Annotated in this window: 22 protein-coding genes and 1 tRNA gene; 9 read left to right on the top strand and 14 right to left on the bottom strand. The window is 59.8% G+C overall.

Going from position 1 to position 22,931, the window contains the following annotated elements; all coding sequences use genetic code 11:
• Positions 1 to 26: 26 nt before the first annotated feature.
• Positions 27 to 1,154: an AI-2E family transporter gene (locus KUV39_RS07330; RefSeq protein ID WP_222459374.1), complete on the bottom strand. Its 1,128-nt coding sequence runs from the start codon at positions 1,152 to 1,154 to the stop codon at positions 27 to 29.
• Between the two features lie 354 nt (positions 1,155 to 1,508).
• Here KUV39_RS07330 and KUV39_RS07325 point away from each other — a divergent pair, with 354 nt between their 5' ends.
• Positions 1,509 to 2,921: a mechanosensitive ion channel domain-containing protein gene (locus KUV39_RS07325; RefSeq protein ID WP_244998259.1), complete on the top strand. Its 1,413-nt coding sequence runs from the start codon at positions 1,509 to 1,511 to the stop codon at positions 2,919 to 2,921.
• Between the two features lie 127 nt (positions 2,922 to 3,048).
• Here KUV39_RS07325 and KUV39_RS07320 read toward each other — a convergent pair whose 3' ends face one another.
• From KUV39_RS07320 to KUV39_RS07305, 4 genes are all read right to left on the bottom strand, one after another.
• On the bottom strand, positions 3,049 to 3,225 hold the full coding sequence (locus KUV39_RS07320; protein WP_222459373.1) for a hypothetical protein: 177 nt from the start codon (positions 3,223 to 3,225) through the stop codon (positions 3,049 to 3,051).
• Positions 3,226 to 3,390: 165 nt separating this feature from the next.
• A tRNA-Arg gene (locus KUV39_RS07315) sits at positions 3,391 to 3,467 on the bottom strand.
• Positions 3,468 to 3,501: 34 nt separating this feature from the next.
• Complete coding sequence (locus KUV39_RS07310; protein ID WP_222459372.1) at positions 3,502 to 3,993, bottom strand: GNAT family N-acetyltransferase; 492 nt, start codon at positions 3,991 to 3,993, stop codon at positions 3,502 to 3,504.
• Between the two features lie 2 nt (positions 3,994 to 3,995).
• Entirely contained in the window at positions 3,996 to 4,307 is a 312-nt protein-coding gene (locus KUV39_RS07305) for an ETC complex I subunit (RefSeq protein WP_046210927.1), read from the bottom strand.
• A 224-nt stretch (positions 4,308 to 4,531) separates the two neighbouring features.
• On the opposite strand from KUV39_RS07305, the gene uvrB reads away from it, so the two are divergent.
• Positions 4,532 to 6,730, top strand: a complete 2,199-nt coding sequence (uvrB, locus tag KUV39_RS07300) for an excinuclease ABC subunit UvrB (RefSeq protein ID WP_008560883.1) — start codon at positions 4,532 to 4,534, stop codon at positions 6,728 to 6,730.
• Positions 6,731 to 6,860: 130 nt separating this feature from the next.
• On the opposite strand, the gene KUV39_RS07295 is transcribed toward uvrB, so the two are convergent.
• Positions 6,861 to 7,166, bottom strand: coding sequence for a hypothetical protein (locus KUV39_RS07295; protein ID WP_008560171.1), 306 nt, complete (start codon positions 7,164 to 7,166; stop codon positions 6,861 to 6,863).
• 148 nt (positions 7,167 to 7,314) lie between these two features.
• Between KUV39_RS07295 and KUV39_RS07290 the strand changes: the two genes are divergently transcribed.
• Positions 7,315 to 7,500 (top strand): PLD nuclease N-terminal domain-containing protein, encoded by a 186-nt coding sequence (locus tag KUV39_RS07290; protein ID WP_008559408.1) that lies wholly within the window; start codon positions 7,315 to 7,317, stop codon positions 7,498 to 7,500.
• A gap of 102 nt (positions 7,501 to 7,602) precedes the next feature.
• On the opposite strand, the gene KUV39_RS07285 is transcribed toward KUV39_RS07290, so the two are convergent.
• From KUV39_RS07285 to KUV39_RS07275, 3 genes are all read right to left on the bottom strand, one after another.
• Positions 7,603 to 7,881, bottom strand: a complete 279-nt coding sequence (locus tag KUV39_RS07285; RefSeq protein WP_008563040.1) for a TFIIB-type zinc ribbon-containing protein — start codon at positions 7,879 to 7,881, stop codon at positions 7,603 to 7,605.
• 115 nt (positions 7,882 to 7,996) lie between these two features.
• A complete protein-coding gene (locus KUV39_RS07280; RefSeq protein ID WP_008562719.1) occupies positions 7,997 to 8,404 on the bottom strand; it encodes a universal stress protein in 408 nt (135 codons plus the stop codon).
• Positions 8,405 to 8,509: 105 nt separating this feature from the next.
• Positions 8,510 to 8,827 (bottom strand): antibiotic biosynthesis monooxygenase family protein, encoded by a 318-nt coding sequence (locus tag KUV39_RS07275; RefSeq protein ID WP_008561234.1) that lies wholly within the window; start codon positions 8,825 to 8,827, stop codon positions 8,510 to 8,512.
• Between the two features lie 146 nt (positions 8,828 to 8,973).
• On the opposite strand from KUV39_RS07275, the gene KUV39_RS07270 reads away from it, so the two are divergent.
• Positions 8,974 to 9,714 carry a hypothetical protein gene (locus KUV39_RS07270; RefSeq protein ID WP_222459371.1) on the top strand — a complete coding sequence of 247 codons (741 nt, stop codon included), beginning with the start codon at positions 8,974 to 8,976 and terminating at the stop codon, positions 9,712 to 9,714.
• Between the two features lie 14 nt (positions 9,715 to 9,728).
• Here KUV39_RS07270 and KUV39_RS07265 read toward each other — a convergent pair whose 3' ends face one another.
• From KUV39_RS07265 to KUV39_RS07255, 3 genes are all read right to left on the bottom strand, one after another.
• Complete coding sequence (locus KUV39_RS07265) at positions 9,729 to 12,014, bottom strand: glycosyl hydrolase family 28-related protein (RefSeq protein ID WP_222459370.1); 2,286 nt, start codon at positions 12,012 to 12,014, stop codon at positions 9,729 to 9,731.
• A 118-nt stretch (positions 12,015 to 12,132) separates the two neighbouring features.
• Positions 12,133 to 12,552 (bottom strand): DUF4864 domain-containing protein, encoded by a 420-nt coding sequence (locus tag KUV39_RS07260; protein WP_008563050.1) that lies wholly within the window; start codon positions 12,550 to 12,552, stop codon positions 12,133 to 12,135.
• 142 nt (positions 12,553 to 12,694) lie between these two features.
• On the bottom strand, positions 12,695 to 14,338 hold the full coding sequence (locus tag KUV39_RS07255) for a lysine--tRNA ligase (RefSeq protein WP_222459369.1): 1,644 nt from the start codon (positions 14,336 to 14,338) through the stop codon (positions 12,695 to 12,697).
• Positions 14,339 to 14,686: 348 nt separating this feature from the next.
• Here KUV39_RS07255 and KUV39_RS07250 point away from each other — a divergent pair, with 348 nt between their 5' ends.
• The gene (locus tag KUV39_RS07250; RefSeq protein WP_008562021.1) at positions 14,687 to 15,109 is read left to right on the top strand and encodes a tellurite resistance TerB family protein; all 423 of its coding nucleotides are present in this window, start codon (positions 14,687 to 14,689) and stop codon (positions 15,107 to 15,109) included.
• Between the two features lie 60 nt (positions 15,110 to 15,169).
• Here the strand turns inward: KUV39_RS07250 and dacB are convergent, their stop codons facing one another.
• Positions 15,170 to 16,654: a D-alanyl-D-alanine carboxypeptidase/D-alanyl-D-alanine endopeptidase gene (dacB, locus tag KUV39_RS07245; protein WP_222459368.1), complete on the bottom strand. Its 1,485-nt coding sequence runs from the start codon at positions 16,652 to 16,654 to the stop codon at positions 15,170 to 15,172.
• A 233-nt stretch (positions 16,655 to 16,887) separates the two neighbouring features.
• Here dacB and KUV39_RS07240 point away from each other — a divergent pair, with 233 nt between their 5' ends.
• Complete coding sequence (locus tag KUV39_RS07240; protein WP_224833645.1) at positions 16,888 to 17,694, top strand: DMT family transporter; 807 nt, start codon at positions 16,888 to 16,890, stop codon at positions 17,692 to 17,694.
• A gap of 9 nt (positions 17,695 to 17,703) precedes the next feature.
• On the opposite strand, the gene KUV39_RS07235 is transcribed toward KUV39_RS07240, so the two are convergent.
• Positions 17,704 to 18,309, bottom strand: a complete 606-nt coding sequence (locus KUV39_RS07235) for a nicotinate-nucleotide adenylyltransferase (protein WP_222459366.1) — start codon at positions 18,307 to 18,309, stop codon at positions 17,704 to 17,706.
• A gap of 126 nt (positions 18,310 to 18,435) precedes the next feature.
• On the opposite strand from KUV39_RS07235, the gene KUV39_RS07230 reads away from it, so the two are divergent.
• From KUV39_RS07230 to KUV39_RS07220, 3 genes are all read left to right on the top strand, one after another.
• Positions 18,436 to 19,875, top strand: coding sequence for a KAP family P-loop NTPase fold protein (locus tag KUV39_RS07230; RefSeq protein ID WP_222459365.1), 1,440 nt, complete (start codon positions 18,436 to 18,438; stop codon positions 19,873 to 19,875).
• A 382-nt stretch (positions 19,876 to 20,257) separates the two neighbouring features.
• Positions 20,258 to 21,925: an energy-dependent translational throttle protein EttA gene (gene ettA / locus KUV39_RS07225; RefSeq protein ID WP_008562649.1), complete on the top strand. Its 1,668-nt coding sequence runs from the start codon at positions 20,258 to 20,260 to the stop codon at positions 21,923 to 21,925.
• Positions 21,926 to 22,004: 79 nt separating this feature from the next.
• Positions 22,005 to 22,808 (top strand): DUF3800 domain-containing protein, encoded by an 804-nt coding sequence (locus KUV39_RS07220; RefSeq protein WP_222459415.1) that lies wholly within the window; start codon positions 22,005 to 22,007, stop codon positions 22,806 to 22,808.
• Positions 22,809 to 22,931: the final 123 nt, after the last annotated feature.

Genomic DNA, 22,931 nt, shown 5'->3' with positions numbered 1-22,931 from the left:
CACGGGCACCACAACCTGCAAAACCGCTACCGTCGCGGCCCTGACAGGAACTCTCCGATGGGTTTCAGCGCATCAATGTGGCTGCACAGGACGCGGAACGTCACCAAAAGCGGCACGGCCATGATCATTCCCATGATCGACCAGAGCCAGGCCCAAAAGGCGACCGATATCAGAATGACAACCGTATTGAGGCTGAGGTGGCGACCGACAAGCCACGGGGTCACCACCTGCCCCTCGATCACCGTAAGGGCAAGGTAGATACCGGCCACTGTCAGCGCATCAAACAGCGTCGGCAGCGATACAAGCGCCACGCCAAAGGACACAATCACGCCGATGACCGCCCCGACAAAAGGCACAAAGTTCATTCCAAACGCCAACAGCCCAAAGGCCAGCGGATTGGGCATGCCCAACAGGCCAAGCGACACCCCAACGATCACCCCCAACCCGGCGTTTACACAGGTAATCGCCAAGAGGTAGCGCGACACCTCCCGCTCTACGTCATAGGCGATCTGGATGGCCCGCTTCTTGTCAGCAAAGCGCGGCAGGACGCTGACCAGCCGTTCATAGAACAGGTTTCCGGAGGCCAGCATGAAAAAGGTGAGGATAAGAACAAAGAGTGTCTGCGCAACAATCATGGGCGCCCCCACCGCAACCGTTGTCAGCGGACCGCTCGTGTCTTCGATGACGACTTCGACAGGGTCTTCGGCACCATCTGCGGCACCTGTTGTTGCCTCCTCAATGCGCCTGTCAGCCTCTGCCACGGCTGCCGCAACCCCAGAGATGTCCTTGAGTTTGCGTTCAACCTGCTGGGCCACCCGCGGTGCGTCTTCGATCCACTCGGATGCGGGAATGGCCAATATCGCGGTCGAGGCTGTCAAACCGGCGACGAGGCTCAGAACAATTGCCGCCGCTGTGACGGCCTCGGGGATACCCTTGCGCCGCAGCCAGCGGCAGGGTCCACTGAAAACAAGGGACAACAGAAATGCGAGGATCACCGGCACCGCAAATGCGCGCCCAATGGCAAGCGCTGCAAGAACGGCAAGCAACGCCAGAATGACGATGGCGGCGCCAACGATCTGGCTGGCGCCGACAACCGGGCCTAACCTCTCTGCACGCTCCGGCACCTCTGCCGAAGCGCTGTCCCCCTCGCCCATGTCACAGGACGAAGTTGACGATTGCCAGAACGATCACGACCAGGCCAACGAGATAGATGATGCGATGCATGGTATTCTCCCTTTACGCTACTGAGATCTCAATGCGCAGATCACCCGTTTCGTTCCGGTCGGCAGGAAAATAGTTACCCATTGATCCGCACGCCCACTGTTCAAAGGTTGCAATGAAACGCCATGTGAACACCCTGCCCGCGCTTGCCGACAGGTCATATGGGCTTATCTCCTCAGGGCATGAGCGGGCCGCTCGCCCGATCTGATTTTCAAACAATGGCGCCAGCAGCTTCTGAGGACAGAGGCAACAGCATTTCAAGGCGCAGATACCAAAGGGAGCAAGAGTTGACACAAACATCAGAACCAGCAGGAGCCGCTGCCTCTGCCACGGTGGCAGAGGTGATGTTGCGCATGGTTTGCGCCCTTTTCGTCGCCGCATGTGTCGGCCTTTTTGCAGGCCAGACCCTTGCCCAATCCGCAGATGGCCCGGTTCAGACCGACGGGCAGATCGAAGTCGGCGCAGAGGCCGTGCGCGATGGCGAGATCCTGAACCGCATCAGAAATCTGCTTGCCGAAATTGACGGCTACAACGGTGTCACCGTCTCTGTCTCAGAAGGCGTGGTGCGCGTCACCGGTCAGGTGATCGACAACGCCGCGCAGGAACGGCTGACCCAGATCATCAACCGGGTCACCGGCGTGGTTGCCATTGAAAATGAAACAGAAATCAGCGGCACACTAGAGGAACGGCTCGCCCCCGCCTGGGAGCGGATCGCGAGCCGGACGCGAAACCTGTTGGCGAATGTGCCGATTTTTCTGGTCGCCATGACCGCCTTTCTGGTGGTCGCAGCCGGAGGCTGGGTCTTGATCTCCAAGATCGGGATCTGGAGCAGACTGGCCCCCAACGCCTTTATCGCGGATGTCTACAGAGCAGTGGCGCGGGTGCTGTTCGTTCTGGTTGGGCTGGTCCTTGCCCTTGACATCCTGAACGCAACCGCCTTGATCGGCGCGGTTCTGGGGGCCGCCGGTGTCGTGGGGCTCGCGCTTGGTTTTGCCGTGCGCGACACGGTTGAGAACTTCATCGCCTCAATCCTGCTCAGCCTGCGCCAACCGTTTCGGCCAAATGACTTTGTTGACATCGGCGGCGATCAGGGCACCGTGGCCCGGCTGACCTCTCGTGCGACGATTTTGATTTCACCAGAGGGCAATCATATCCGCATTCCCAACGCCACCGTCTTCAAAGGCCGGATCGTGAATTTCACCCGCGACCCGCGCCGCCGTTTTGGGTTTGATCTGGGGGTAGATGCAGACGCCGATCTGGCCGCCGCCCTGTCGACAGCGGTGACCGCGCTAGAGGCCCAACCCTTCGTCCTGAAAGAGCCAGAAGTCGGCGCCTGGATCAGCGAAGTGGGGGATTCCAACGTGATCCTGACCTTCACGGGCTGGGTTGATCAGACCGACGTGAACTTTGCCAAGGCCCGCGGCGAAGCGATCCGGGCCACCAAGATTGCTCTGGAAACTGCGGGCTTTGGCCTTCCGGAACCCATTTACCGGGTGCGCCTTGATGGGGGTGCGGCACCCGCTGTGCCAGAAGGGCCACCGGCACCGCCCACGCGCGCGCAGAAGACCGCCCCGACAGAGCTGCCGGTTGCGGCCGACCCATCCAGAGCAGAGCCCGAGATCGCGGAAGCCGCAGAGCGAGAACGCGAAGGTCTTGATGGGGGCGAGAACCTGCTGGACGACCAGCAAAAGGCCGAATGAAAAACGCCCCTGCAGCTGTCCGCGATGGACCGGTTGCAGGGGCGTTTTTCCATGTCATCGGTGTCGCATCCGGCGGGGCGAACAGGCGCCTGCGACAGACAGCTCGCGCCCGACAGCCAAGGGGCAGTTATGCCCCGCCGCTGTTGTCCGTGTTGTCCTGATCGTCTTTGCTGGCCTTTGCCTCGTGGTCTGGATCGGTGTGATTGGGATCACCTTTCTCGCCGGGGCGATTTTTCAGCGGGTGATGCTGCTCGGATCCTTTCAGGCCATCGATCACTTTGTAACTCGGCTGCTGCTTGGTCATGACATATCCTTTCGGGTTCTGTTTCTGACGGCTGAGACAGCAAAAATGCTGCCACGGGTCACTTAGACCAACGTGCAGCAGCAGGCACGGTTCCCACGTTGGCAGAACAAAACCCTGCCCATCCCCACATCCGCAGGCAGCGGATCAGGTAAACATGGTGAAAACTGGCGATCCCTGAAGGACTCGAACCCTCAACCTGCTGATTAGAAGTCAGCTGCTCTATCCAGTTGAGCTAAGGGACCGCTGGCGCCAGTTATGACAGGACCGGCGAGAGGGTCAAGCCGCCCTATCAAGGTCCAGGCGCATAAACAGCGACCAAGGGTCGAATGTGTATCCTTCGAACGGATCGCATTCGACAAACCCATACCCCTCATAGAGTTTTCGGGCTGGGTCAAAATCGGAGGTTGAGCCGGTTTCCAGATAAATCGCGCGCGCGCCCTCTGCTCTGGCGTAGTCCAGCAGAAACTCAAGCATGGCCTTGCCCGCCCCGGTGCCGCGGGCTTCTGAGGCGGTGTGCATTGATTTCAGCTCGCGGCCATCATTCTGCAGGGTTTTGAGCGCCCCCATGGCAATCGCCTTGCCATCCTTGCGTAGCAGGAAAAACGCCACATCCGGCGCATCAAGCCCGCTGCCGTCCAGCGCATGGCAGCTCTCTTCGGGGGACTGGGCCGCCATCTGGTCAAGGTGGCGGCGGATCAGGGCAGCGGCTTCGGGATCACTGGCGCTGGCGCGCTGAATGTCGAACCCGGTCTTGGCTGCCCCGCTCATGATCAGTGGGTCCAGGGACCGCGGCGGTTGGTGGCGAAATTTTCGCCGTAGCCGCCTGCGCGGACATTGGCCTTGCGCACTTTGGGTTCGCTGACCACGGCGTCGATCCCGTGGGCCTCTGCGTATTCCAGCGCCGCTTCCTTGGTGTCAAAGCGCAGGCGCACCTGGCTCTGCGTGTCAGAGGAGGACGTCCAGCCCATCAGCGGATCCACTTCCCGCGCGCTGGAAGGAACGAAATCAAGAACCCATTTCCGGGTCTTTGCCATGCCAGAGGTCATGGCGTTCTTGGCTGGCCGATAAATCCGCGCTCGCATCGCAGTCTCCTCGTGAATCTTTGGCAACTATATGCGCTGAACAGCGGGTCCGGGCAAGGTGGCAAATGCCGCAGATTGCGCAGGTTCGGCAGGAAATCCGCCACTTTGCCCCTGTTTTGCGCCTCATGCAGGCAACCACACCGCGGCATCAGCGGTTGTGAAGCAAATCGCACTTGAATAAGAACAAAAACAGACCATCTACTGCCCCTAGCAGGAGACCCCGAATGCCCTATGCCCATTCTGACAAGTCCACCCCCACCATGGCAGAGCGCGCGCCCCAGCAGCGCCCCAAGCTGGAAGGTGGCAAGAAATTCGTGATGCACACCGAATTTGCCCCGGCAGGTGATCAGCCAGCGGCAATCAAGGAACTCGCAGGCGGCATTCAGGACGGCGAGCGCGATCAGGTTCTGTTGGGCGCCACCGGCACCGGCAAGACCTTCACCATGGCCAAGGTGATCGAGGAAACCCAGCGCCCGGCCATCATCCTTGCCCCGAACAAGACACTGGCGGCCCAGCTTTATGGCGAGTTCAAAGGCTTCTTTCCGGAGAACTCCGTCGAATACTTCGTCTCCTTCTACGACTACTACCAGCCAGAGGCCTATGTGCCGCGCTCGGACACCTATATCGAGAAGGAAAGCCAGATCAACGAGCAGATCGACCGGATGCGCCACTCGGCGACCCGCGCCTTGCTTGAACGCGATGACGTGATCATCATCGCGTCCGTCAGCTGCATTTACGGCATCGGCTCTGTCGAGACCTATTCGGCGATGACACAGGATCTGAAGGTGGGCGAGGAGTACGACCAGCGGCAGGTCATGGCCGATCTGGTCGCCCAGCAGTACAAGCGCAACGATCAGGCGTTCCAACGCGGCTCTTTCCGGGTGCGTGGCGACTCGCTTGAAATCTTTCCCGCTCACCTCGAAGACCGTGCCTGGCGGCTGTCTTTCTTTGGAGAAGAGCTGGAAGGCATCACCGAATTCGACCCCCTGACAGGCGAGCGCACAGGCACATTTGACCAGATCCGCGTCTATGCGAACTCTCACTATGTAACGCCGAAACCGACACTGAAACAGGCGGTGATTTCTATCAAGGAAGAGCTGAGGATGCGGCTCGATCACCTGGTTGGAGAGGGAAAACTCCTTGAGGCGCAACGCCTTGAGCAGCGCACCAACTTTGACATCGAAATGCTGGAGGCCACAGGCCACTGCAACGGGATCGAAAACTATTCGCGCTATCTGACGGGCCGCGCCCCCGGCGAGCCGCCCCCGACCCTGTTTGAATTCATCCCCGACAACGCGATTGTCTTTGCCGACGAAAGCCACGTCTCCGTTCCGCAGATCGGCGGCATGTACCGCGGCGACCACCGGCGCAAATTCACGCTGGCGGAACACGGCTTCCGCCTGCCGTCGTGCATGGACAACCGCCCGCTGAAATTCGAGGAATGGGACGCGATGCGCCCGCAGTCGGTTTTTGTCTCCGCCACGCCCGCAGCCTGGGAGATGGAACAATCCGGCGGCGTCTTTGCGGAACAGGTCATTCGCCCCACTGGTCTTCTGGACCCGGAGGTCGAAATCCGCCCGGTCGACATGCAGGTCGATGACCTGCTTGATGAGGTACGCAAGGTCACCGAAAACGGCTTCCGGACATTGGTCACGACCCTGACCAAACGCATGGCCGAGGATCTGACCGAATACATGCATGAACAGGGCATCAAGGTCCGTTACATGCACTCTGACATCGACACGCTGGAGCGGATCGAAATCCTGCGCGACCTGCGCCTTGGCGCCTTTGACGTGCTAATCGGCATCAACCTCTTGCGCGAGGGCCTGGATATTCCCGAATGCGGACTGGTGGCCATTCTGGACGCCGACAAGGAAGGCTTCCTGCGGTCCGAGACCTCGCTTATCCAAACCATCGGTCGCGCCGCCCGCAACGCCGACGGCCGTGTGATCATGTACGCTGACCGGATCACCGGTTCGATGGAACGGGCGTTGAACGAAACCAACCGCCGCCGGGAAAAACAGATCGCCTATAACGAAGAACACGGCATCACTCCCGCCACCGTCAAAAAGAACGTGGAGGATGTGCTGGCCGGACTCTACGAGGGTGATGTGGACATGAACCGCGTCACTGCCACCATCGACAAGCCGATGCATGGCGCCAACCTGGAGGCGCATCTTGCCGGTCTGCGTGAGCAGATGCGCAAGGCCGCCGAGAACCTGGAGTTCGAGGAAGCCGCCCGTCTGCGCGATGAGGTCAAGCGCCTTGAAGCGGTGGATCTGGCGGTCTCGGATGATCCGCTGGCGCGCCAGTCTGCCGTCGAAGCCGCCGCCGCAGACGCCGTCAAATCCCGCGGCCGTTCGACCGCAGGCAAGGCCGGGACACGGGCCTATCGGGGCAAGTCGCAGAAGAAATTCTCCTGAGGCAGCGATAGTTCCCCCGGCGATAGGCGGCCCTGCCACCCAGCGGCCCTCTCCCAGGCCCCATCACGTAATATCACCTAAAAAAGCCCCCTCCGGTCGGAGGGGGCTTTTTCGCGCCAAATCCCTGGGATTAGTTGGATTCAGCAACCTTTTCGTCATCAGCATCTTCCGGCGGGGTGATTTCCAGACCCGGCACAGAAACCTCTGCCTCTTCCATGGTCACATCCACATCCGGGACCGGCACGGTGGCGGTTTCTTCGGTCACGGTCACAGAACCGACCTCTGCGTCAAATTCGGGGAGATTGCCCCCCTCAACGGTGACATCAACATCAGGCAGGCTTGCCTCTTCAGTCTGGTCGACATCGACCATGTACATGGCAAAACCCAGGGCGATTACGGCAACAATACCAAGAATAACAGCAGAAGTCGTTTTCATGACGTGGCTCCTTTCAATCAGCAGACACCAGCTCGGTGCGTCGAAAAGGAAACGGCCTGTCAAGCGGATTTGTTCCCAATTTTTTCTCCGGAACAATTTGCCGCACATTTCCGTTTATCTGTCAGACACGCAGAAATGGAGAGTAGAAATGGGTTACAGTATTCTTGGACTTATCATCCTGATTGCAGATATTTATGCGATTTATCAGGTCCTGACATCCGGCGCATCCACTGCCGCTAAGCTGATCTGGACCTTGGTTATCCTCCTGCTGCCGGTGATCGGCCTCATCGCCTGGCTGGTCGCAGGTCCCCGCGGAGGCGCCGCGCGGATCTAACCAGCAAAAAATGCGCCAAACAACAAAACGGCCTCGCAATAACATATTGCGAGGTCGTTTTTTTGCTTTCCCAATCGCCCATCCAGAATTTCGTCCGGGAATTCAAAAATCAAACAGGTCTTCCAAAAAACCACCGCGCTTTTTCTTTTTGTACCGTTTCTCGGAATAGTCGCGGTACCCGCCGTGGCTGTCTTCGCGGTAATCCTGCTGGCGCGGTTCGGCGCGGGCGGGTTGTGGTGCGGCAGGCACGGCAGAGCGTTCGATGATCTTGTCCAATTCGCCCCGATCCAGCCAGACCCCCCGGCACTTGGGGCAGTAATCAATTTCCACCCCGGCGCGGTCGGTCATTACCAGCTGGGTGCCATCAATTGGACATTGCATATCTCTCTCCTCAAAACACGCTGTGCTGAGGATTTGGGAACGCAGGACCGCTGACGCAAGGGCAGGACGTGCCGCGCATCGGCACAATCCCGCCACCAAGGACCAATCTGCGGTGTCAGCGCACCACATGCACCGCGCAGTTGGCGTGGCGCACCACCTGCGATGCGGTCGAGCCCAAAAGCAGATCCTGCATGCCCGGTCGGTGCGAGGCGATAATGATCAGATCCGGATTGTGGCTATCCGCCCAATCCAGAATAGAGCGACCTGAATGGCCCTCGATCAGCACGCCTTCGGCATTGGGCAGCGTCTTGGCCAGCCCGTCCAGTTCCGCCTGAACCGCAGTGCGCGCACCAGACAGGTAGTCTGCCGGAACATAGGAAATCGCATAGGCGGGGATCTGTTCGATCACATGCAGCAGCGTGACCTTTGCATCCGGAGCAGACAGCAACCCGGCGAGCTTCATCGGCGCGCTGACGTCGCGGTCGGGATCAAACGAAATCGGGATCAGGATATTCTTGTACATCGCGGGTCTCCTCTGGCGGTTTTGCCCTCCCCCACATCCTGCGCCCACAAGACGCAGGATGCCTTGATCGAGATCATGGGCCCTGAACGGGAAACGCTGTAGGGATCAAAAGGTTGCAGCGACCTCATACATGACCGGCTCAAAACTCCGGCACAGTTCGTTGATCTTGCGGTTGCGCTTGCGCATCTCCTCGCTGCGCAACATCGCCATGAAATCCTCACGCCTGCGCCACTGGGAATAGTTGGCAATCCGGGTCTGTGCGTCATTCACATGCAGCCCCGCTGCAATGAACCCTGGCTGATGCGAGATGAACTCCGCATAGGCCTCTGTCAGCGCATCCAGAAGATCCTGACAGGTGCCCGGTGTCATTTCAAAAGTGGTGATCACAGTCTGGGTTTCGCTGTTGGTGGTGATCGTCGGCATGGCGTTCTCCCTTTTGTGTCTCTTCAGCCTACGCCGGTTTTTCCAAATCCCGCAGGATTTTTCGCGCTTTGGCGTCAGGGAGACCGATTTGCGGACACATTCATTTCGGGATTTGACTAAATTTTACTCAACCCTAGGTGTATTTGATGCAACACCTTAGGCTGACCTGTCTGACCCGATTGCTGATCGTCCTGCTGGCGCTGCCCCTTGGGCCGGGGCCTGCAATGGCCGGGGCGTGGATGCGGCAGGAGGGAAAGGGATTTGCCGCAACCCATATCGTCTATCGCAAGGATCTGATTGCGCTTCAGGGGCTTGGCACCGGTCGCGACCTGCCGGTAGAGCTGGGATATTACGGCGAATACGGGCTGAGTTCCCGCTGGACCCTTGGGGTGGACCTGAATGTCCTGCGCGGCGGTGATGCGCATGCCCTGCTGTTCCTGCGCTCCCCCCTGCCCCAGCTGGGCAAAACCCATGTGGCAGCAGAGCTGGCCCTGGGCACCAACCAACGCGAGGGGCGTTGGCTTGCGATGCAGCGGCTCACCCTGTCGTTTGGGCGCGGGTTTCAGGCCGAACTGGCGGGTCGTGACCTGTCTGGCTGGATGGCGCTTGATCTGGCCCATGAATGGCGCAGCATGGGTCTTGAAACGACATGGAAACTGGACGCGACCCTCGGGCTCAACCGACCCGGCCAGCTGGCGCCGCTGTTGCAGATCGAAACCAGCAAGGGCAGCGCCGGATCCGCCACCAGCATCACCCCCAGCCTCCGCATCCCCCTTGGACCAGATAAGTTCTCGGCCAGCCAGGAACTGCTGCTTGGCATAGAGCACAAGCGCGCCGGTGGGGCGCGCTCGCTTGGGGTGAAGCTGGCGCTGTGGCACAGGTTCTAGCCCGATCACCCGGCTCAGCGGTCCACCCGCACCATCAACTGCACGGTGCCGCGCACCGCCTCTGGCCAGGTCAGGCGAACCTGATCGCGGCGGCTGCCAACCCGAAGCGTCGCATGAGGCAGGGCATGGCGGTCAGCTCCGCCGCTGACTTCGATCGGGCCAAGTGCGATGATCGCGTCCACCCCGCGGGCCTGTCCGCGAAACGGCAGCAGATCCTCGGTATCAACCGTCCAGTCACGGGCCACACTGCCCTGCACATGTTCAACCCGCAGCGGATTGGCCACCGCGGCAGAGACATTGTGGTAGGTGTTTCCCTCATAGAACACGTCACGGGTACGGCTGAAATCCAGATCGGCAAAGCTGGTGTCCACCCGCTCCGCCCGCTCGATACTGCCGTTGATAGAGCGGAATTTGTTGCCTGACACCGTCATCCCGTTCAGGAAATGCCCGCTACCAAAGGGTTTCACGACGATATAGCTGAACCAGGGCGCGACATCGCCGCTCAGGAACACATTGTCCGTGATCGACAAGGCGCTGAAGGAAAAGCCAGAGCTGAAGTCAGGCCGCGCATCGCGTTCGTTGGTCCACTCGACAAAACAGTTGTCGATGTAGTTGTCCGACACAGTGGACGCGCAGTTGGTGCTGGTCAGGATCAACCCGGCAGTGCGGATGCCATCGGCAATGGTATCGCCCTGAAAGAAATGATTGCCCGTCACGGTCTGGTTCTGCCCGCCAAGCAGCGCAAAATGGCGGAACTTTGTCGCCCGGTTGTTGCGCAATTTGGCGTCGTTTGCGTTTACATTCAGCGCGATAGAGGTGCGGTCTGCCACATCAAGCGGTTCTTCGTCAGAGAGGAACTGGCAATTGTCCACCAACATCCCCTGACACCCCGATCCGATCGAGGTGATGCCTCGGTCCTTGGGCCGTGAGATAAAGCAGTGATCCAGGCTGAACACCGTCCCTGCAGGCGCAAGCCGAAGCGCACTGCACCGCCCTTCGCACTGCAATTCGACCTCTGTCATGCCAAATTTGCTCAGCGCGCTGAATCCGCTGAAATCCAGCATGTATTTGAAATCACGGAAGGTGAAGACCTGTGTGCCCTCTGCATCAAACAGCGGTGCCGTCAGTGTCAGCTCCTGCGCGCCAATATTCTTGTCCCGCACATAGATTTCGCGGCCAACCCCGGCCCCCTCGACCAGCGCGCCTACCGGAATATTGGCGATATTGGCCACGTTGGTCAGTTTGCGGCTGTTGCTGGCGCTATAGCTGGCCTGCGCGCTCATCACGTCCGTGTCCCACGCCGCAGAGCTCGCCGCCTCCAGCTGGCCATTGCGGATCACACGCCGCGTGGCATAGCTGGTCTTGTTGGGAACCGCCGCCTGCATGTCCACTGGCCCGCTCAGCCGGACCTTTCGGCCACAAAGATCGAGCGATTCATGATCGGCGTTGTTCAGCAGGGCCTGGAACGCCTTCTTGAACCCCAGCTCTTCCCCTCCGAAAATTGCGGCGTAGGTCGGGAAATCAAAGCTGCGGGTCAGCAGGAGCATACGATTGGTCGGCATGCGAACCGTGCCCTGCACCTCAACCGGATGGGTCAGCGTCACGGTATCCGCGAGATAGAACTCTCCCGCGGGGATCAGAATGCGCCGCCCCGCCGCCGCTGCATCTGCGGCCTCAAACGCGGCGGTATTGTCGGTGCTGCCATCGCCCACCGCGCCAAAATCTGCAACATCCACAAGACTGATCATGTCGCGCAGAAAGACGCCCGTCACGTCCTCGACCACGATATCGTCGATCCGCACAACCCCACCGTTTGGCCCCGTAAGATCAAGCCCGACATGCGCAAACCCCGCCTCGCGCCCCCAGGCCATATCCACCCCGCCCCGCAGCCCGGTGCCGATGATGGCGCTGATTTCAACCACCTCGCCATAGGTGGAGAGACTGGTTGCAGCCCCCGTTTCAGCAACGCCGCCGAGATGGCCACCACCGCTGGCCCCGGCCCAGGCTGCGATCCGCACGCTTGGCAACGCCCCGCTCAGCACCTTGATGCGGGCGCGCACCTGCAGATAGCAGCCGGGGATCAGCGGCGTCTGGATCATGCTGCGCAACTTTTGCAGGCTTGTGGTTTTCTGCAGCTCAAGACAGCCGCCAAAATCGTTGTCGGCGGCAACAAACGCCGCATTGGCCGCACCCTGATAGCTGTCTGATCCGGGCGTGCCGTTGCCGCTCGACCAGTTGGACAGACCCAGTGCAAATTGCGGGGGCATCAGCTGCACGCCGTCGGTAATCGCTTTGTTCATCTCTCACCCTTTCGAAAAACCGCCGATATCGGCACGGGGGGCCAAAAGCCCGGTTCGACGAAATGGTGTATCAGAGCGATTTTAACGCACTCTCAGCATAGCGTTCGCAGGGTATGCATCACGCGGCTTCCGCATCTCCGGTCAGGAGCTGCACAGCGTTGATCTTCCAGCCTTTTCCGGTCTCAACCATCTGATAGTCAAGGAGGTGCACGCGCCCCTCTGCATCCGTGATCATCACCCGCTGCCAAAGCCGCCCCGCAACATTGCGCAAGGCCAGATATCGCACCTCCTGCGGCTGCCAAACCATTGGATAGCCAGACTGCACCATCGCGCCAAACCGCTCGGATGAACCAAAAAGCCCCCGGATATTGGGAGAGGCAAATTCAAAGGCCGCGTCGACATCCTGTCTCAGAAAGGCGTCGATCTGGCTGGCTATCACGCCTGTGATTGCCCCCTGCCCGCTTGTCTCCTGACTGCGGCCGACGGCTGGAAAGGCCAACACCGCGACACAGATACTCGTCAACATCAACTTGCGCATCTCAGATCTCCCTTGATGGGAAATCAGCTAGGCCAGCAAGGATAGCCGTCAATTCACGCCAATTTAACGCCCCGAAACCACATGAAAAAAGGGCACCCGACAGGGCGCCCTTTCCAGATATTCACCAGCTGCAAACGGATCCTCAGACCAGTTCACCCGCCAGAGCCTGATCGATCAGCTTGATGGTATCCTCAACACCGTAAAGCGCGATGAAGCCGCCGAAACGCGGGCCCTGGGACGCGCCCAGCAGCACCTCATAGATGGCCGAGAACCAGGCGCGCAGCGGCTCGAACCCGTGGATCTTGCCGATGGCAAAGACGACGGACTGCAGGAATTCCTCGTCCGCGAAATCGGCTTCGGGCAGCGGGTCGCCGTTGCCTGCAATTTCGTTCTTCTTGGCAATCGCTGCCAGCGCCGCGTCCGCTGATTTCAACGCATCTGCCAGATCGCTCAGCGCCGCGCGCTCCTGATCGGTGGGCAGACGGTATTCCTTGGCCGGTTTCACGAAGTCGTTGAAATAGGCAACTGCAAAGCCAGCCGCCTGATCCATGCCCGGATGGGTTTCCGGCGTCGCGTCGGGAGCATATTTGTTGATAAAGCCCCACATGGTTTCCTTGTCCTCGGCGCTGGAGGCAGAGGCGAGGTTCAACAGCATCGAGAACGGCACCACCATATCCGACTGCGGCACGTCACCTGCGTGGATGTGCCAGACCGGGTTGTTCAGCTGCGCCTTCAGATCCTGCCCGTGATAGGCACGCAGCTGCTGGTGGTATTCATCCACCGCTTTGGGGATCACATCAAAATGCATCCGCTTGGCGGTCTTGGGCTTTTGGTACATGAAATACGCCAGGCTCTCGGTCGAGGCATAGGTCAGCCATTCGTCGATCGAGATGCCGTTGCCGGAGGTCTTGGAGATCTTCTGGCCGTTGGCATCCAGGAACAATTCATAGGTGAAATGCTCCGGCGCGCGGTGGCCCAGCACCCGGCAGATGCCGTCATAGATCGGCGTATTGGTGGAATGGTCCTTGCCGTACATCTCGAAATCGACGCCCAGCGCGGCCCAGCGGGCACCGAAATCCGGCTTCCACTGCAGTTTCACATTGCCGCCAGTGACCGGCAGGGTCCATTCGCGGCCGTCCTCATCGTCGAAGGTGACGGTGTAGGTTTCGGCGCAGACCTTCTTCATCGGCACGTAAAGAACGCGGCCGGTTTCCGGGTGGATCGGCAGGAAGATCGAATAGGTCTGGCGACGCTCTTCGCGCAGAGACTTCAGCATGATCGCCATGACGTCATCGTATTTGTCGACCGCGCGTTTCAGCACCTCATCGAACTGGCCGGATTCATAGAACTCCTTGGCCGAGTAGAATTCATACTCAAAGCCAAAGGTATCGAGGAAGCGGCGCAGCATGGCGTTGTTGTGATGGCCAAAGCTCTCGTATTCGCCAAACGGATCCGGCACCGAGGTCAACGGCTTTTGCAGATGCTCATGCAGGCTCTCTGGGTTGGGCACATTGCCCGGCACCTTGCGCATGCCATCCAGATCGTCCGAAAAACAGATCAGCTTGGTCGGGATATCCGAGATGACCTCAAAGGCCTTCTTGATCATGGTGGTGCGGGCCACCTCGCCAAAGGTGCCGATATGCGGCAGGCCCGACGGGCCATAGCCGGTTTCAAACAGAACATAGCCCTTCTCCGGCGCGCCCTTGGCATAACGTTTGAGAACCCGGCGGGCTTCTTCAAACGGCCAGGCTTTGCTCTTCAGAGCTTCTTCGCGCAGATCAGACATTTTTCTCTCCATCGGCGGCCGGAGTGCGCACCGGCCGTGGTGTTTCTACCTGTGACGCCATCCGTGGCAGTCATATGGGTCAGGTGTCAAACATTGGCCGGGCACCCCATGTGCCCGGTCGGCCGTACCTATGGTGAGGGCCTGCCAACTGTCAAGAAACAGCAGCTCTGATGTTGCCACTTGGCGCCTGTTTTACACGCTTTTCTGCAGGGATTTCGCCGGATCCCAAAGGCGCCAGCCGCGCCAGACCACAGGCCGCTGTCGGCGCAATTCCGCATTGCCCGTTGATCGGGGCCAGAGCGATGCCTATTGTCTGTTGCGTAGCCCTTGAAGATACTGGACAAAACCATGAACGCCCAAACCGCCCATCCGCTCACCCCGCAGGACTGCCTCGTTGCGCTGATGGTCGCAGTTTCGGCGTCGGATGAGGATATCCGCACCGCCGAATTGGTCAAAATCCAGTCCGCCGTGAATATGCTGCCGGTCTTTGCCGACTATGACATCGACCGCGTCAACCGGACCTCGCAGATGGTGTTTGATCTGTTCGAGCAGGAAGACGGCCTGGATGCTCTGTTTGGTCTGATCCGCGAGGATCTGCCGGAGCGCCTGTTTGAAACCGCTTATGCGCTGGCCTGTGACGTCGCCGCAGCAGATGGCAGCCTCACCGAATCAGAGCTGCGCCTGCTGGAAGAGATCCGCTATGAGCTGAACATCGACCGCCTGCACGCCGCCGCCATCGAACGCGGCGCCCGCGCACGTCACATGGTCTGATGTGACAGGGGGGCGGACCTACAGGCCGTAGCCCAGCCGCGGCTGTGTTCTTGCACGGGATCAGCTGCCGTAAACCCGGCCCCACCGTTCGATCAACGACTGCTGCAACTGTTTGGCGCGGCGGTTCCAGCTTTTGGCGCCTTTGGGGCGTTCCCGCTCTGCCCGCGAGATGGCGGCGCGCGCGCGTTTGTCGGCGGTGAAGATCGCAAAGACCAGTTCGGTTCCGTCAGCCGCCGTCATGAAGCCCCCCAACCCAGAGACAAAATTCAGCGTGCCGGTCTTGGCCGTGACCTTGATCGGGTGGTTTTTCAACACCTTGCCGTTGCTGTCGCGAAGGGGAAACCCCTTCAGCAACGGCTTCAGCTGTCCCTTGCGATGGGCCGTGACCAGTGCCGTCACCATGTCGTTGGGGGTAATGCGCGAGTCCTCTCCCAGGCCGGAATGATCCACCAGCTGGGCCTGTTTCAGCCCGTAGGTCGCCGCTGCCCAACGGTTCATCTCTGCCGCCGAGGCCCGCAGGCTGTTGGGGCGCCCGCCCCGCGCCTGCGTGGCCGCAAGACCGATCATCTCGGCCATCAGGTTGTTGGAGTATTTGAGCGTCGCCTTCAGCATCACATCCAGTGGCGGGCTGCTGTGATGGGCCAGAACCTTGCCGCCCGGGCTGGATTTTGCCGCTTTTGGCGCACTGACCGCAACGCCATTGGCCCGCAGCATGGTGCGAAGCACATCCGCCGCATAGGCACCGGGCTTGCGCACCGGCAACCAACGCGAGCCGCCCTTGCCCAATGCCCCACTTGCAACGGTCCACTGATCGGCGCCCTTGCGATCGGCGTAGGAGTAGACAGGCAGGCTGCGCTGCGCGACCTTCATCTGCGCCATCGCCACCTCGGGGCGATATTTGTCCGTGCGCGCATCCATCGTGACTGACCAGCCCTGCCCCGCGCGTTTCCATTCGAAATGCACCCGGTTGTAGTTCAGCGCGAGGCCGGAAATGGCCGGGCTGTAGCCGACATGATCGGGCTGATCGGGATCGATGCTGCGGATCTGTGGCAGCGCGCCCTCAAAATAGCGAAAGCTGCCCCGCACCTCGCGCACACCCGCCGATTTCAACGATTTCGCCAGACGCGCCAGATCATCGGTATTGAGCATCGGATCCCCGCCGCCCACCAGAACCAGGTCGCCGTTCAGCACCCCGCCGCTCAGACTGCCGGTGGCCACCAGCTGCGTCACAAACCGATGATCGCGACCAAGCGTGTCGAGCGCATAAAGCGCGGTCAGCGCCTTGGCGACACTGGCCGGTGGCAGCGGCGTCTGTGCGCCCTCTGCTTCCAGCCTAAGCCCGGTCTTTGCATCCGCAACCGCACAGGCGACCTCTCCGCTCAGACCTGCGCGGGCCAGAACCCCCTTGAGCCCACCGCCTGCCGTGATCAGGCTGGCCGGATCACGTGCAACCGGGCGCAACGATACCGCAGGCGCATTGGCCAGCGCCGAGCTGCCCGCGAGCGCGGCAAGTCCGGATTGAAGAAAAAGGCGGCGTGAAATCATGTCTGCAACTGTCTCATGAACGTCTTACGGTTCTGCAAATATCAAAATACGGTTTGACCCGACTGGCAACAGGCCCATGCACCCCCCGGCGAAAGGATCACACAGGGCCGACCGGATGACACAGGGCCGACCGGATGACACTGGCCCAGCGTGGCGGCACAAGACCAAAGAGCCCCTGTTCAACCCCGCACCCGCCTGCTACCGCTGGCGCAATGGTGAGAGCAGTGATGATCATGTTTGTCGCCATGTCAATGATCCCTGCCGGGGACCTTTGTGGCAAGCTTCTCACTTCCAGCGGGGCAGCCACCCCCGGCTTCGTGGCATGGTCGCGCTTTGCAATCGGCACCCTTTTGGTGGCGCCCTTCGTGCCGCGCCGGGCCTATCCCCTGTTGCTGGACCGTCGGCTGTGGTTGCGCGCCGCGCTGTTGAGTGGCGGGATCGTTTCGATCCAGATGGCCCTGCGCACCGAACCCCTGGCCAATGTGTTCGCAGCCTTTTTCGTGGGGCCGATCGTCAGCTATGTCCTGTCGGTTTTCCTGCTGCGAGAGCCCGCCACACTGGCGCGCAGCCTGTTGATGGCGCTTGGATTTTGCGGTGTTTTATTGGTCGTCCGACCGGGGTTTGGCGGCTCGTCCAATCTGATCTGGGCGGTCATGGCCGGGGTGTTTTATGGCGGCTTCCTCACCACGTCGCGCTGGCTGTCGCATCTGGGTAGCCCGCTGGAGCTGAGCCTGACGCAACTGTCGATCAGCGCGCTTCTGACCCTGCCCCTGGGGCTTGCCTCATTGCCGACGCCCTCTGCCGAGGTCGCGGCCCTCACCTTTGGCAGCGCCGGGTTTTCGATGCTGGGCAACCTGCTGCTGCTGTTTGCCTATGCCCGGGCACCGGCCTCGCGGCTGGCGCCTCTGGTCTACTTCCAGCTGATTGCCGCCGTCTCGCTGGGGTGGCTGGTCTTTGATCAATGGCCTGATGCGCTCACCTGGGTTGGCCTTGCGGTGGTGATTGGTGCCGGCCTGACCTCTGCGCGTCTGCGCCGCTAGCCAGATCGTTCAGGCCTCTCCCCACTCTCCGCGCGCGCGGATCTCGGTAGAGCTGACATTGACCATCGGAACATTCACGAAACACCACGCCGGGGCCGAGGCCTGAGCGAGCAGACGGCTCTGCCCGCCCTTCAACCGATAGGGTGCATAAAGCCGCGCCGCCGGAGACAGACGCGCCGAAATCCTGTCGCCAGGCCGCGCCAGCACCCCCACGGGCACGGTATCAAGGATCTGCTGCCAATCCTTCCAGCGGTGAAAATCGGCCAGATTGTCAGCCCCCATCAGCCAGACAAAACGCACCCCCGGATGGCGGTAGCGCAGCTTTCGCAGGGTTTCAGCGGTGTAGCGCGTCCCCCACTCTGCCTCGATCCCGCTGATCGACACTTTGGGATGGTCCATCAGCGCCTCAGCCGCTGCAATCCGACGCCGGAGCGGCGCAGGCGGGCGCGGCTTTAGCGGGTTGCCGGGCGACACCAGCCAGACCAGATGATCCAGCCCAAACCGGCGCAGCGCCGCAAGGCTGATGGCGCGATGGCCCTGATGCGGCGGATCAAACGACCCGCCCAGCAGCCCCACGGTCATCCCCGCGCGAATATCTGGCAACCCAATCATCATGGCAGCATTGATGTGCACAGTTTCCCGGCAAGATCAATCAGCTGTTGAACGCAAGGCGCTCCCACTTGTCATTCCACAGCGCAAGGAGTTCAGTACACGCATTGATTGATTGAATTGGACCACCTCATGCGCCTGACTGTGCCCGAACCGAAGATTGACCTCTACAACGATGGCTTTGCCGATCACGACCAGCTTGGCCGCAAAGCGACCGGCGACAAACTCTCGGATCTGGTGGAGCGCATCGACGATCCAATGGTCATCGCGCTGGATGGTGCCTGGGGGTCGGGCAAGTCGTTCTTTCTGAAATGCTGGGTGGGTGAGCACCTGAAGCGGAAGGGGAACACCACCCAGACCGTCTATTTCGATGCCTTCGGGCATGATTTTCTGGACGACCCGCTGATTGCGCTGACCGGCGCGATTGCCGAACGTTTCGAGAGAGATAAAAAGCTGCCGCCCGCCGAGCGTGAAAGCCGCGTTCAAAAGCTGAAGAAGTTTGGCTGGGTGCTGGGTAAATCCTCCGCCAAGATCGGCGTTTCTGTGGCGGGGCACTACGCAAAGAAACTGGTTGGCGAGGAATGTCTGGAAGAGTTCGGTAAGGACCTCGAAAAAGCCTCTCAGAAAGGCGTCGCCACCGCCGAAGATGAGGTCAAAACGTTAATAGACAGCGGCATAGGCAGTGAAGCGTCTGAAGTCTTCTGGAGAGAGCAGCGGGCCAAGATCGTTGCCATGTCGGCGTTCCGCGAGGTGCTGACCGAACTGACGGAACCTGCCACAAAAGAACAGGCGGAAGACGATCCTAAGCTGCAGGAGGGGACCCCAACCGGCAAATTGGTTGTCGTCATAGATGAGCTGGACCGTTGTCGCCCCGACTATGCCCTGTCACTGCTGGAAATCATCAAGCATTTCTTCAACGTCCCCGGCGTGCATTTCGTGCTGGGCTGCAACATGGAAGCGCTGGCTTGGACAATAAGATCTCGCTACGGTGAAAACTATGACGCTAGAAGGTATCTACAACGCTTTGTCAACTTGAAGCTACGGCTACCTCAAATTTTCAATCCAGAGCTCACCAAGCACCCGATTGAGAACTACTTCTTCAAAACCATCGAGCAGATGGGACTGAATGAAAGCCCGTACCTTCCATCCTTGAAAAGTTATATCTCTAACATGTGGTATGAACAGGAGTTCTCAATCAGAGACCTGCACCAACTATTGGGGCGACTGGCGATCACTACGCCACCGGATCATCTCGACAATTATGATGAAGCGCTTGTTGCTGGCTTGCTGATTTTGGAGGCCTTCGCACCCGACGCAATTAGCAAGGTGAGGATGCTAGAAGGAAAGATGCAGGAAGTTACTGGTCCCCTTAAACTTCGAGACCCTTTGGAAGATGCGGACCACCAAGAGTGCATAAATTGGGCGGCTTGGGCAGCTTGTTTGGGCGACATAAACGACATCCGATTTGAGGTCGCCGTTGGGTCGAACAATGATTGCTTTGCAAACGGTCATGACAGAGAGCGGATACGCAACCTTCTTGAGCAACACATAGATGTCTTCGAAACACACTAATCTATTGTCTAGTTTTCCCTTTCGGCTCTTCGCATGCCAAACATGTATTTAGCCACCAGCGTAAGCGCGATGCCGCCGCCTGACCTTGGGGAGGCGTGAAGCGCCTTCCCGGGGGGAAGGTCAGGCGCGGGGCGTGCCGCTGGGCGCCACGCCCCAATGCGGTAGCAGCGCCCGAACCGCCCCCACGGGGCGGGCGCTACGCGGCCACCCCTCGGTTCGGACGCGGGTGAATGGCAGCCGTCGATGCACAAAGGATGCACAGCCGGTGAACGGATGCCCTCTCGCGTGCCCCCTCGCGCAGGCCTTTCATCCCGCATTGCCCCGGCCCGCCCCATCCGCTATCACTCCCGCCAGCGAAATTCCCCCATCACGGAGCAGTCACATGGCCGCCTATCAGTACGTCTACCACATGCAGGGGGTCTCCAAGACCTATCCCGGTGGCAAGAAATGCTTTGAAAACATCCACCTGTCCTTTCTCCCCGGTGTGAAAATCGGTGTCGTCGGCGTCAACGGCGCCGGTAAATCGACGCTGATGAAGATCATGGCCGGTCTCGACAAGGACTTCACCGGTGAAGCCTGGGCCGCGGAAGGCGCCAAAGTTGGCTATCTGCCGCAGGAGCCCCAGCTCGACGAGAGCCTGAGCGTGCGTGAAAACGTCATGCTTGGCGTCAAGGAAAAGAAGGACAAGGTCGACCGCTTCAACCAGATCGCGGTTGAAATGGCCGAAAACTACACCGACGAGCTGATGGAAGAGATGACCGCCCTGCAGGACGCCATCGACGCGGACAACCTGTGGGATCTGGACAGCCAGGTGGATGTCTCGATGGAGGCCCTGCGCTGCCCGCCGGATGACGCCAAGATCGCCGATCTCTCGGGCGGTGAAAAGCGCCGCGTGGCGCTGTGCAAGCTGCTGCTCGAAGCCCCTGACATGCTGCTCCTTGACGAACCGACCAACCACCTGGACGCCGAGACCATCGCCTGGCTGCAGCAGCACCTGATCGACTACAAGGGCACCATCCTCTGCGTGACCCACGACCGCTATTTCCTCGATGACATCACCGGCTGGATCCTGGAACTGGACCGCGGTCGTGGCATTCCTTACGAGGGCAACTATTCCAGCTGGCTGGAGCAGAAGGCCAAACGTCTGGAGCAGGAAGCGCGCGAAGACAAAGCCAAGCAGAAAACGCTGGAGCGCGAACTGGAATGGATGCGCCAGGGTCAAAAGGCCCGTCAGGCGAAATCCAAGGCCCGTATCGCCGCCTACAACGAAATGGCCAGCCAGTCCGAACGCGAAAAGGTCGGCCGCGCCCAGATCGTCATTCCCAACGGCCCGCGTCTGGGCTCCAAGGTGATCGCGGTCGAAAACCTCTCCAAGCACTATGGCGACAAACAGCTGGTCGAAGGCCTGTCCTTTGATCTGCCCCCCGGCGGCATCGTCGGCGTGATCGGCCCCAACGGCGCCGGTAAATCGACCCTGTTCAAAATGCTGACCGGCCAGGAACAGCCCGACAGCGGCTCGGTTGAATATGGCGACACCGTCAAACTGTCCTACGTGGATCAGTCGCGCGACGACCTGAATGACAACGACACCGTTTGGGAGGCCATCTCTGGCGGAGCCGAGATCATCCAGCTGGGCGACGCGCAGGTCAATTCCCGCGCCTATTGCTCGTCGTTCAACTTCAAGGGCGGCGACCAGCAGAAGAAACTGTCGCTGCTGTCCGGCGGTGAACGCAACCGCGTCCACATGGCGCGTCTGCTGAAAGAGGGCGGCAACGTTCTCCTGCTTGACGAACCGACCAACGACCTGGACGTGGAAACCCTGCGTGCACTGGAAGACGCGCTGGTCGATTTCGCCGGCTGCGCCGTGGTGATCTCGCACGATCGTTTCTTCCTCGACCGGATCTGTACCCACATCCTCGCCTTTGAAGGCGACGCCCATGTGGAGTGGTTCGAGGGCAACTTCGAGGACTATGAGGAAGACAAGAAACGCCGTCTGGGTCCCGACGCACTGGAGCCCAAGCGGTTGAAGCACAAGAAATTTGTGCGGTAGTTTCATAACTTTGTATTGTGTGCCAGGGGGAACTCTGGCACATTTTTTTCGTTTCCTTTAGCCATTTTCGGAGGCAACTCTGGACGAGTATTTTGTCTACATCGATGAAGCTGGCGACGAGGGTTTCGGGAAGCTCAGAAACCCGAACTCGGGCGGCCAATCTGCATGGCTTCTATTAGGCGGTATTGTCGTCTCCAAGGAAAACGACCGACTTCTTCCCCGTTGGCGTGATGAAATCATGGATCAGTTCCCGAATAAGCAGCGTCGGGACCTTCATTTCCACAAGCTCAAACACGAGCAAAAGGTACTTGCATCACGCACATTGGCGAAAAAGCCGTTCGGAGCCTGCGTTGTAGCCTCGTACAAGCCAACCTTGCTCGACTTGGACGACCGAAAACTGGAAGTCTTTAAGTCCAAGGGGCACCTTTATAACTACTTGGTACGCTTCCTGCTGGAACGCGTAACTTCAGCCTGTGCCGCAAAGAGCCGAGCCGCGGGCAGGCCGTGTAAGGTAAACGTGACCTTTTCGAAGAGAGGCGGGACAGACTATGAGGTTATGCGCGATTATCTCTTTCTGATGAGAGACGGACGCGAAGTTGTTCGGCCAGTTCGCTCAATTGACTGGTCCGCTTTGAACCCTGAAGACGTGAAGGTTGAAGACCACTCCAACCGAGCCGGGCTGCAAATTGCTGACGTCGCTACCAGCGCTGTATACAGTGCGCTTGAGCCAAACCTTTATGGCGACACAGAGCCGCGTTATGCGAACAACCTGCGCTCAAGGTTTCTTAAGCTAGACAGGCAGATATTGAATTGCGGAGTAACCTTGGTGCCAAGGGGATGCACCATCCCTGAGCAATCCAGATTGTACCTTGATGGATTGTGAATGCGCGGGCCCCTGGATCCTGTACCACGCCGCTTAGGACGCTGCCGCCGTTTGGCAACTCGGATGACTTCCAGCGCATGCCCGCTCCTCCTATTTAACCTCAAAAGGTGAAAAATCAACTCA

This window comes from Phaeobacter italicus (genome assembly GCF_019801785.1).
Taxonomy (GTDB): domain Bacteria; phylum Pseudomonadota; class Alphaproteobacteria; order Rhodobacterales; family Rhodobacteraceae; genus Phaeobacter; species Phaeobacter italicus.
The sequence above is the reverse complement of the archived record's forward strand: the minus strand, read 5'-3'. Positions and strand labels throughout refer to the sequence as shown.

What these genes read in the sequence shown, in the direction of transcription:
- KUV39_RS07330 (WP_222459374.1), bottom strand. Translation starts at nt 1,154, where the DNA reads ATGGGCGAGGGGGACAGCGCTTCGGCAGAGGTGCCGGAGCGTGCAGAG.
- KUV39_RS07320 (WP_222459373.1), bottom strand. Translation starts at nt 3,225, where the DNA reads ATGACCAAGCAGCAGCCGAGTTACAAAGTGATCGATGGCCTGAAAGGA.
- KUV39_RS07310 (WP_222459372.1), bottom strand. Translation starts at nt 3,993, where the DNA reads ATGAGCGGGGCAGCCAAGACCGGGTTCGACATTCAGCGCGCCAGCGCC.
- KUV39_RS07305 (WP_046210927.1), bottom strand. Translation starts at nt 4,307, where the DNA reads ATGCGAGCGCGGATTTATCGGCCAGCCAAGAACGCCATGACCTCTGGC.
- uvrB (WP_008560883.1), top strand. Translation starts at nt 4,532, where the DNA reads ATGCCCTATGCCCATTCTGACAAGTCCACCCCCACCATGGCAGAGCGC.
- KUV39_RS07295 (WP_008560171.1), bottom strand. Translation starts at nt 7,166, where the DNA reads ATGAAAACGACTTCTGCTGTTATTCTTGGTATTGTTGCCGTAATCGCC.
- KUV39_RS07290 (WP_008559408.1), top strand. Translation starts at nt 7,315, where the DNA reads ATGGGTTACAGTATTCTTGGACTTATCATCCTGATTGCAGATATTTAT.
- KUV39_RS07285 (WP_008563040.1), bottom strand. Translation starts at nt 7,881, where the DNA reads ATGCAATGTCCAATTGATGGCACCCAGCTGGTAATGACCGACCGCGCC.
- KUV39_RS07280 (WP_008562719.1), bottom strand. Translation starts at nt 8,404, where the DNA reads ATGTACAAGAATATCCTGATCCCGATTTCGTTTGATCCCGACCGCGAC.
- KUV39_RS07275 (WP_008561234.1), bottom strand. Translation starts at nt 8,827, where the DNA reads ATGCCGACGATCACCACCAACAGCGAAACCCAGACTGTGATCACCACT.
- KUV39_RS07270 (WP_222459371.1), top strand. Translation starts at nt 8,974, where the DNA reads ATGCAACACCTTAGGCTGACCTGTCTGACCCGATTGCTGATCGTCCTG.
- KUV39_RS07265 (WP_222459370.1), bottom strand. Translation starts at nt 12,014, where the DNA reads ATGAACAAAGCGATTACCGACGGCGTGCAGCTGATGCCCCCGCAATTT.
- KUV39_RS07260 (WP_008563050.1), bottom strand. Translation starts at nt 12,552, where the DNA reads ATGCGCAAGTTGATGTTGACGAGTATCTGTGTCGCGGTGTTGGCCTTT.
- KUV39_RS07255 (WP_222459369.1), bottom strand. Translation starts at nt 14,338, where the DNA reads ATGTCTGATCTGCGCGAAGAAGCTCTGAAGAGCAAAGCCTGGCCGTTT.
- KUV39_RS07250 (WP_008562021.1), top strand. Translation starts at nt 14,687, where the DNA reads ATGAACGCCCAAACCGCCCATCCGCTCACCCCGCAGGACTGCCTCGTT.
- dacB (WP_222459368.1), bottom strand. Translation starts at nt 16,654, where the DNA reads ATGATTTCACGCCGCCTTTTTCTTCAATCCGGACTTGCCGCGCTCGCG.
- KUV39_RS07240 (WP_224833645.1), top strand. Translation starts at nt 16,888, where the DNA reads ATGTTTGTCGCCATGTCAATGATCCCTGCCGGGGACCTTTGTGGCAAG.
- KUV39_RS07235 (WP_222459366.1), bottom strand. Translation starts at nt 18,309, where the DNA reads ATGATGATTGGGTTGCCAGATATTCGCGCGGGGATGACCGTGGGGCTG.
- KUV39_RS07230 (WP_222459365.1), top strand. Translation starts at nt 18,436, where the DNA reads ATGCGCCTGACTGTGCCCGAACCGAAGATTGACCTCTACAACGATGGC.
- ettA (WP_008562649.1), top strand. Translation starts at nt 20,258, where the DNA reads ATGGCCGCCTATCAGTACGTCTACCACATGCAGGGGGTCTCCAAGACC.